Genomic DNA, 8,950 nt, shown 5'->3' with positions numbered 1-8,950 from the left:
CCAGCTGAGCTAATCCCCCGTGAAAAAAATCAGTTCCAATCAGTTCCAAATTTCGTGGCGCAAAGATACGAATTTTGTTTATATTTGCAACTGAAATTGTTCGGAAAAATATAAAATAACGTTATATGATTGTTTTCAACACCACTTTCCACGTTGAGGAGGATATCCATGAAGAATTCATTGAATATATGCTTCAGACATTTATTCCAATGTCAACCCGGAGTGGCATTCTTACATCGCCGCGGCTGGCAAGAGTTCACGGGAAAGAGAAAGATCAGGGATTTTCTTTCGCTATGGAATTTCAGGTGACCGACCTGTTAACGCTGGAGAGATGGAACAGGGAGGAGAACCGGAAAGTATTCACTCCTTTACTGGAGAGGTTCAAAGAGAAGCTTGCCGGTTTCTCTACAGTGTTGGAAACAATTTCGTACTGAAAATGCAGAAAGAAAGAATAATCATGGGGATTGACCCGGGTACTCAGGTCATGGGATATGGCATTCTTCGCGTGCTTGATAACAAGCCTTCCATGGAAGCAATGGGAGTGATGCAGTTGGGAAAGTACGGTAATCACTATCTGAAACTGGCGAAGATCTACTCCCGTATTTTAGGGCTGATAGATGAATATCTGCCGGACGAGCTGGCCATTGAGGCCCCTTTCTATGGGAAAAACGTACAGAGCATGCTTAAGCTTGGACGTGCCCAGGGGGTAGCTATGGCTGCTGCTATCTCAAGGGATATTCCAATTTTTGAATATGCCCCTCTGAAGATAAAGATGGCGATAACAGGTAACGGTAGTGCAGCAAAGGAGCAGGTTGCTTATATGTTGCAGAAGATACTTCATATTCCTGATGAGAACATGCTGCCGCAACTTGATGCGACAGACGGACTGGCAGCTGCTCTTTGCCATTTTTACCAATCAAATGTTAATAAAGGAGATAACAAATATAAAGACTGGAAAGATTATGTCAGCCACAACCCTGATAAAGTTAAACGCTAAGTTAAAATTTGAGGTGCAACTTTCCCGGTAAGTTTTAATGGATTTTTTTGTGAATTTACCATAATGTTTTTTATCTTTGTGATATGAACCAGCTTGTTTCTCATATTGAATTTCTGCTGCATGAACATAACTGTGTTATCGTTCCCGGCTTTGGAGGGTTTGTAGTGAATACAATTCATTCACGCAGGGACGGTATTGCTGCATTTCATGCACCTTTGTGTGAGCTGGTGTTCAACCGCGATCTTGCCCATAATGACGGATTGCTGGCCCAGTCATACATGAGGGCTTATGATCTTACATTTGAGGCTGCCATGCAAAAGATAGAAAAGGCAGTTGAAATGGTTAAACAACACTTAAGGGAGGATCAACTTGTTGAACTTGGGAGGCTGGGTTCATTTGCTTTGAATGATGATAAACGGTTTATATATACTCCGGCATCATTTATACGTCCCGTTTTCTTCGGGCTTGGCAAAGCTTCACTGAAGCCGCTTATTCAGATCCAGGCAACTATGCCGTCGTCTAAAGCTGGTGACAGGCAGAGGCGGTTTGGAGTTACAGGTATAGGTGCGGCAGCTGTGGCGGCTGTTCTAGTACTGATGTTTATCTTACCGGTAAGCGATACTGCTATCGGTCGCCAGTCTGCTCAAATGTTGTCTGAAACGGGACTTTTCCACAACAAACCTGCTCAGCTGGTGGACCATTCGGCAACGGCCGCAAATGTTAATGAAAAAGCTCCGGGGACAGAACAAATGCCGATAGCCACTGGTTCCGATGTAACCACTGCTTCTGATGCAAACTTAACTGCCGCAGAAGTGGCTGTTAATTTGCCAGCCTACTACATTATTGTGGGTGTTTACCAACGAAACGATGCGGCAGAGCAGATTATGGCGCAGCTTAAAAACGAGGGATTTTCAAGCCCGGGACGACTGGACCGGCCGGGGCGTACTGATGTGTATGCCGCTTCATTCGATAATAGAGCTGACGCAGAGACATATTTAAGAAAAGTACATAAACAATATCCATCGCATTCAGATGCATGGATTTTAAAACGTTAATCAGTTATGTCGTTCAAAAAAAATATAATAGCGGGCTTTTTACTATATTGGGTGTATCAGTTTTACAGAGTACGTAAAAATCTGGTGCCGCCATACGATAATTACAGGTTTCCCGACTTCTAAGAAATTATTCCTCTTTCGGCCCTTTTTCCGTATATCGCCGCTTCCGCGCTTTCTTCTGCATATAACTGCTTCTGCATATAGCTGCTTTCGCCCCTTTTTCGCATATAGCTACGGATTGGCCCTCAGCTAAATACATTGAACCAGTGTATGAAGTGAACAATGAAATAGCTTGTAAGTGTATTGGTCGCGGTGTCGCGAATGAAATTAGAAAAACATATGTGTGCTTAAGCCCGGTAAACTAAAATGCCAGCGAACAACATTGGTGAAGAAAGGAAAACTATATTTTCTCAATAATTTTCCAGATAGCCTCAATCCATATTTCACTGTTATTGAGTGATGGGATAAATGTGAATTTTTCACCACCTGCTTCCATAAAAATAGTACGAGCTTCAAAATCTATGTCGTAGAGAGTTTCCATGTTATCAACTATAAAACCGGGAGCGGCAATTGCAACTTTCTTCCATCCCAGTTTTGGCAGATCTCCAATATCTGTGTTCAGAAAAGGCTTTAGCCAGTTTTTTCCCCTTTGTGAGGAGTAAAAGATGAGAGTGTGATGAGGATCGATCTTCATTTTTTCACATAAAAGCCTGTTTGTCTCTTTTAACTGGTAAACGTAATCGAACTCTTTCCCCTTTTTCCATCCTGCTTCAACTTGTGATACGGGGAGGCTGTGGTAACAGAATACCAGCCTGTCGATTTCACCGAGATAGGGCTTTGCATTCTCCGCCAAAGCATTAATAAAGGATGGGTGGTAGTAGTATGGCTCTACAAACTTCACCCTGAAGGAGTGAGGGCGTTTGAAGAAAATACGGCCAAGCTCCTCTTTGATGGTCTGTGTGGTTGATTGTGCAAATTGCGGGTACATGGGAAAAACAACCACCTCGTGAAGTAGCGGGCACCTTCTCTCAAGCTCTTTGAACGCGCTCGATATATCAGGTTCGCCGTAGCGCATGGCTATCTCAACCGTAATCCCCTTTTTTGCTTCGAGATCTTCCGCAAGCTTTTGCATATAATAGAGTAGTGGAGATATTTTTGGTTCTTCGGCCCTCCATATTTTTTTGTATTTTTCAGCTGATTTTGCAGCTGAAAAGGGTGCAATAATCTTCCTGGCCAGAAAGAACGATAACCATTCAGGATATCCCGTCAGGTGCGGGTCTGACAACATATCACCAATGAATTTTTTTACATCGGGTTTCTCAGCAGTAGCGGGAGTTCCCACATTTAGTAATAGTATGCCTCTCATTTCACGGTTACGGATTATCTGTTCCGTATATCAATTATTATTCACATATATGCACTATTCCAGGTATGTTTCCAATAGCTTTGATGATTCGCTTGGTATTATTATCACCGACTCTGTATCAGCCGGGATAAGCATTGATTCTCCCTGTTGAATAAATTCAGAGTTTCCTTTATTATCTTTTATTGTGCAGTGGCCGGCCATGCATATATAAATCACAAAAGAATCAATATTGGAATAGTCTCTTGTCACTGGAATATCTATATCCAGCAGTTTTGTGGTGAAGAAAGAAGATGATACCAACTTAACAGGATAGTTTGTTTTTTTCCTGTAATCTGTTTTATAAGAGCTGTAAACGTTGTAGTCGATAGCGTCTTTAGCCATTTCTGTATGCAGCTCGCGGGGGTTCCCGGCAGCATCTTTTCGGTTATAATCGTAGATACGATAAGTGATATCTGATGTCTGCTGTATTTCGGCTATGAAGCAACCAGCACCTATTGCGTGTACACGCCCCGCCGGCAGGAAGAAGACATCCCCGGCTTTTACTTCATATCTTCTGAGCGTCTCTGTGAAAGTATTGTCTTTAATTTTTTCCAAGTAATCATCGGGAGTGATGCTTTCTGCAAATCCCGAATATAGAAATGCCCCCGGTGTAGCGTTTACCACGTACCACATTTCGGTTTTACCGAAAGAGTTATGTCGCTCTTTTGCCAGCGCATCGTCGGGATGTACCTGTATGGACAGGTTGTCGCGGGCATCAATAAATTTAATAAGCAGCGGAAATGTGTCCCCAAATTTCTTGTGCACATGCTTTCCCACAAGCATCTCTTTGTAAAGAGAGTTCAGCTTATCGAGGGATTTACCCGCAAGATATCCGTTGGATACTATGGAAACATTTCCCCTTACTCCCGAAATTTCCCAACTTTCACCAATACCATCACGTAATGGTTTTATATTCTTGAATTTGCATATCTCCGTTCCTCCCCAGATAACAGGTTTGAGCAAAGGCTCGAATTTTAATGGGTATAATGAGTTCTTCGACTCTTTCGAACTGTTTGAGGCCGAAAAGGAGTGGATTTTGTCTGATTGTTGATTATTGTTGATTGTCATTGTATTATCAAATTAATTGCATTTCAGCACAATTGCGGTCCTGGATGGCAGGTACAGTTTCAGCCAGCCTTTATTATCGGGTGCATAGAGCGGATCGAAATGTGTAAAATGATGTATGGTGTCGTCGTTCAGGCCGAATCCACCGAACTCGGGATTATCAGTATTTAGAACAATCTTATATTCGCCCTGTGGTACCAGTATCCCATAGTCACTGTATGATCTGTTCGGATGAAAATTGAAGACAAAGAGTAAGTTTTTTCGCATATAGGCAAGGATGTTATCACTGTCATTATCCCATATCTTCACCAGGCTGGTTTCCTGAAAGTTGTGAACGGACCTGATGAGTGAGACCATCGCTTTGTCAAAATCGCCCAGATAGTGATACTTCAGGTTGTGGTCATCGGCCAGATGCCATTGACGTCGTGCATATTTGTAGGACCAGTTGTTTCCTTCACGTGGAAAATCGATCCACTCGGGATGGCCGAACTCATTTCCCATAAAGTTCAGGTAACCGCCGTTCATTGTACTTGCTGTTACCAGTCGAATCATTTTATGCAGAGCTATCCCTCGATCAACGGCATACGAGCTGCTCATCAGTTTCGACATGTACCAGTACATGTCAGCATCAATAAGCCTGAATATAATGGTCTTATCACCTACAAGAGCCTGGTCGTGACTCTCAGCATAAGAGATAGTCTTTTCATCTGACCTCCGGTTGGTTGTTTCCCACCATATTGAGGATGGATGCCAATCTTCATCTTTCTTCTCCTTGATGATTTTTATCCAGTAGTCGGGAATATTCATCGCCATTCGGTAGTCGAACCCGTATCCGCCCGATTTGATATTCAAAGCAAGGCCTGGCATCCCGCTAACCTCTTCTGCAATGGTTATAGCATGCGGGTTTACTTCATGTATAAGATGATTGGCCAGCGTCAGGTAGCAGATTGCATCGGGATCCTGGTGTCCGTTGTAGTAATCGCCATATTCAGTAAAACATTCTCCCAGCCCATGGCTGTAATAGAGCATTGATGTTACGCCATCAAAACGAAACCCGTCGAATCTGTACTCCTCCAGCCAATATTTGCAGTTGGAGAGCAGAAAGTGGAGCACTCCATCTTTTCTATAATCAAAACAGAGTGAGTCCCAGGCAGGATGATTTCTTCTTTCCGGATTGGAATGGAAGTATAGGTCGAAAGAACCATCCATCCTGGCAATACCTTCTGTCTCGTTCTTTACAGCATGCGAGTGGACAATATCCATGATTACTGCTATACCCATATCGTGAGCCTTATCTATAAGTTCACGCAGCTCATCGGGGGTACCGCTTCGCGATGAGGGGGCAAAAAAACTGGATACATGGTATCCGAACGACCCGTAATAGGGATGCTCCTGGACCGCCATTATCTGAATAGCATTGTAGCCGTTCTCTTTTACCCGGGGAAGAATATTATCCCTGAACTCATTGTAAGTGCCTACTTTCTCCTCCTCTGTTGACATTCCCACATGTGTTTCATAGATGAGAAGGGGAGAAGTATCAGGCTTAAAGCCCGTATGCTTGAAAGTGTAGCTCTCTTCAGGTTCCCATACCTGTGCACTGAAGATTAGCGTTTGTTTGTCCTGAACCACTCGTTTGCACCATGCCGGGATTCTTTCTCCGGAACCGCCCTGCCAGCTTACATGAAGCTTATAAAGGTCTCCATGATGTATTTGTTCGAGTGGAATCTTTACCTCCCAAACGCCGTTATCTATTCGTCGCAAGCGGAACGCTTCTAATCTTTGCCACTGATTGAATGTGCCAGTGAGAAATATTTCAGTAGCATTTGGCGCCCATTCACGAAACACCCATCCTCCTGAAGTTTTATGCAGCCCGAAATAGAGATAACCTGTAGCAAAATCGGAAAGAGTGATCGTACCGTCTTGCGTGAGATCATTCAGTCGTTCTAAATAGTAGTTGTGCCGGCCCTCGATAGCTTTTGAATGAGGCTTAAGCCATGGGTCGTTTTTGATGATATCAAGCATAATAGTGCATATTGAGGATGTATTAAACTACGGCAACCTTAATGATAATTTTTTTTGTTTCTCCATTGCCAATAAGAGGAGCGTGGCCATCCTCGGGAGAGAAGATTACGAATTCACCTGGTACAACAGTTACATATGATGATGGAGCATCAAGGAAAAATTCAATATCGTTTTCCTTATCGTATCCTGATTCCGGCTCTGAAAGCCCCGAAAGGGATTTCCAGCCGAATGTCTCGGCAATGGTTACCGGTATCTGGATATCGATATATTTTCTATGTGTTTCCAGTTTCGCTTCTTTAGCCGCTTTCAGCCGGGTTTTAACAATAGATGCCTTAAGCTGTTTTCCGTCAATTTCAACGGTCCCGGCCTCTGCACCATCAATGTCTGTTTGTTTGATAAATTCAAACGCTTTTTCAAAAAGAGGATGCAGACTGAAATATCTGGCTGCATTCGCGAGGTTGTCGACAATCATAATTAATGCTGTTAAATATTAATCGAACCTTACAAAGATAAAGAAATTGTGTATATTTTCTCTTTATTTTGATCGTAAAAACTGATATTGCTTAATAATAATGAACAAAAAACATATCTTTGTAAACTTTGAAGAAATAATATACATATAAATACAATGAGGCGAATTGTAATTCTTTTAATAATTTTTCTTATATACCCGGTAAGTGTGTTGCCGGAGAACTATACAACCACATGCAGTTTAGGCTTTAATTTCGAAGTAAGTGAAGACAAGAGCTGGGGATATAAAGAACCTGTTATTGTTGATATAACCCCCGGTTCTCCTGCCGAAAGGGCCGGCCTTAAACTGAACGACATAATCCTATCCGTGAATGGAAATGGAACATACCTGAAGTCGCACCAGACCGTTATGTCGTGGTTTAATCTGAATGAGACGTCTATGAAAATTGCCATTCGCAATCTTGAACACTCATTTAAGGAATTGAATATCGATAAAGATTGCCGTCACAGTAATGGTATCAGGGAATCACAGCTTGCTCCGGTTTTTGCTTTTTACAGCCTGGAGGATGTGCAGGAGAGACGTTTCCTGATGCCGGTGAAGACAAAAACCAACAGTGAGGCCCTCTTGCATGATTACCGTACGTTTGCTTTTTCTCCTTCGGGTGAAAATACCCGAGAACTTGATGAGCAGATTAATGCAATTTTTACTCGTGTGTTGACCGATAAAGGGATGAGGTACAGTCCCGATGATCCTGATTTAATTATTCAGACCTATTACAGCTATCAGAATAATCCTCTGTTTAAACCTGATTCTCCCACTTATGGGAGTTATCAGCCCGTATGGCGGTTCGATTCAAAAAGCAACAGAACGGTAAAAATCCCTCTTTATAACCCTTCAGAGGCTGTTCGTGTAGATGATATTGCTTTTAATCTTGAATTTGGCTATCGGTTCTATGATAACAAATTCATAGAAGCTGGGAAAATGATACTCATATGGGAGAGTGAAGTGAAAGAACGACTGAGTAGCCATTATGATCTCTTGAATTATCTTGGATTGAATCTTCCGCTTATGTTGCAAAAGTTTCCGTACCCCGGGAATCTGGCGTTTGCTACTTATCAGGTGAAGTACCTGAAGTACAACTACACCGGCATAGGGTATAATATGAATGACCTGAAGACCGTTGTTTCAGTTGATCCCGGATCGCCTGCAGCACAAGCCGGAATACTTCCCGGTGATATCATTCTTGATATTCAGGGACAGAGTTTTAATCATACACCCCAATCGCTTACTGATGGGTATAGGCGTTTCCTTGCCGAGACAATGAATTTCAGGGACAGGAATACCCGTTATACCGATTCGAACGGTTTTCAGGAGTGCATGTTCTGGGATGTATCTCGCTACAATGAAATTTCGAAAGCAATCTCCGATAATAAAAGATACAAAGCTGCTTTCTCTTATCTGTTCAATTTCAACCAGTATATCGACTGGAATACTCCACTTACCATTAATATTATTGTTGACAGGGGCGGAAATATGATGAACTTTGCCGTTACTCCGCAAATAAGCACCAGTTCGCATATACTTGCTTACTGACTCCGGCTGTTCCCCAATAATGAGGTTCTCTTTTTGATTTTCACCTGTTTACTCTCCAGCGCTAAGATAAGGGGTGGTTAGCCTGCCAAAATTATTTGAAAATAAAGTTGAAAATATTTGGTCGGTATTCTCCAAAATTACTATCTTTGCAGTCCTTTCGCTTTGAAAGATATCCATCATAGAGATGATGGGATGGCTGAAAGGAATAAACAGATTGTTTAAGGGGTTAATTAGGTTGTTGAAATAATTGATTATCAGCTGTACTTTTTTTAGTGCAAAAAAAAATCAAAAAAACTTTCTTAAAAATTTTGGAGTTTGAAAAACAATCTCTATCTTTGCAC

General features: G+C 42.2%; 8 protein-coding genes. 4 read left to right on the top strand and 4 right to left on the bottom strand.

The features are described from left to right. Positions 1-125 precede the first annotated feature (125 nt). The 3 genes from B3B27_RS05245 to B3B27_RS05235 all read left to right on the top strand — a co-directional run bounded on the left by B3B27_RS05245 (position 126) and on the right by B3B27_RS05235 (position 2,052). Positions 126-434 carry a DUF4286 family protein gene (locus tag B3B27_RS05245; RefSeq protein ID WP_238866324.1) on the top strand — a complete coding sequence of 103 codons (309 nt, stop codon included), beginning with the start codon at positions 126-128 and terminating at the stop codon, positions 432-434. A gap of 2 nt (positions 435-436) precedes the next feature. Next, positions 437-997: a crossover junction endodeoxyribonuclease RuvC gene (gene ruvC, locus B3B27_RS05240; protein WP_238866326.1), complete on the top strand. Its 561-nt coding sequence runs from the start codon at positions 437-439 to the stop codon at positions 995-997. Between the two features lie 83 nt (positions 998-1,080). Then, positions 1,081-2,052 carry a hypothetical protein gene (locus tag B3B27_RS05235; protein WP_238866328.1) on the top strand — a complete coding sequence of 324 codons (972 nt, stop codon included), beginning with the start codon at positions 1,081-1,083 and terminating at the stop codon, positions 2,050-2,052. 400 nt (positions 2,053-2,452) lie between these two features. Here B3B27_RS05235 and hemH read toward each other — a convergent pair whose 3' ends face one another. The 4 genes from hemH to B3B27_RS05215 are packed head-to-tail and all read right to left on the bottom strand — an operon-like array spanning position 2,453 to position 7,016. Then, on the bottom strand, positions 2,453-3,418 hold the full coding sequence (gene hemH, locus B3B27_RS05230) for a ferrochelatase (RefSeq protein ID WP_286833697.1): 966 nt from the start codon (positions 3,416-3,418) through the stop codon (positions 2,453-2,455). A 54-nt stretch (positions 3,419-3,472) separates the two neighbouring features. After that, the gene (locus tag B3B27_RS05225; RefSeq protein WP_238866332.1) at positions 3,473-4,525 is read right to left on the bottom strand and encodes a type I phosphomannose isomerase catalytic subunit; all 1,053 of its coding nucleotides are present in this window, start codon (positions 4,523-4,525) and stop codon (positions 3,473-3,475) included. 12 nt (positions 4,526-4,537) lie between these two features. Beyond that, positions 4,538-6,544 (bottom strand): alpha amylase C-terminal domain-containing protein, encoded by a 2,007-nt coding sequence (locus tag B3B27_RS05220; protein ID WP_238866334.1) that lies wholly within the window; start codon positions 6,542-6,544, stop codon positions 4,538-4,540. Positions 6,545-6,566: 22 nt separating this feature from the next. Then, complete coding sequence (locus tag B3B27_RS05215) at positions 6,567-7,016, bottom strand: YhcH/YjgK/YiaL family protein (RefSeq protein ID WP_238866335.1); 450 nt, start codon at positions 7,014-7,016, stop codon at positions 6,567-6,569. Between the two features lie 156 nt (positions 7,017-7,172). On the opposite strand from B3B27_RS05215, the gene B3B27_RS05210 reads away from it, so the two are divergent. After that, positions 7,173-8,609 (top strand): PDZ domain-containing protein, encoded by a 1,437-nt coding sequence (locus B3B27_RS05210; protein ID WP_238866336.1) that lies wholly within the window; start codon positions 7,173-7,175, stop codon positions 8,607-8,609. Positions 8,610-8,950 lie beyond the last annotated feature (341 nt).

The organism is Proteiniphilum sp. UBA5463, assembly GCF_002427225.1.
Lineage (GTDB): Bacteria > Bacteroidota > Bacteroidia > Bacteroidales > Dysgonomonadaceae > Proteiniphilum > Proteiniphilum propionicum.
Note: the sequence above shows the minus strand (reverse complement) of the source record. Positions and strands in the feature narration are given on the sequence as shown.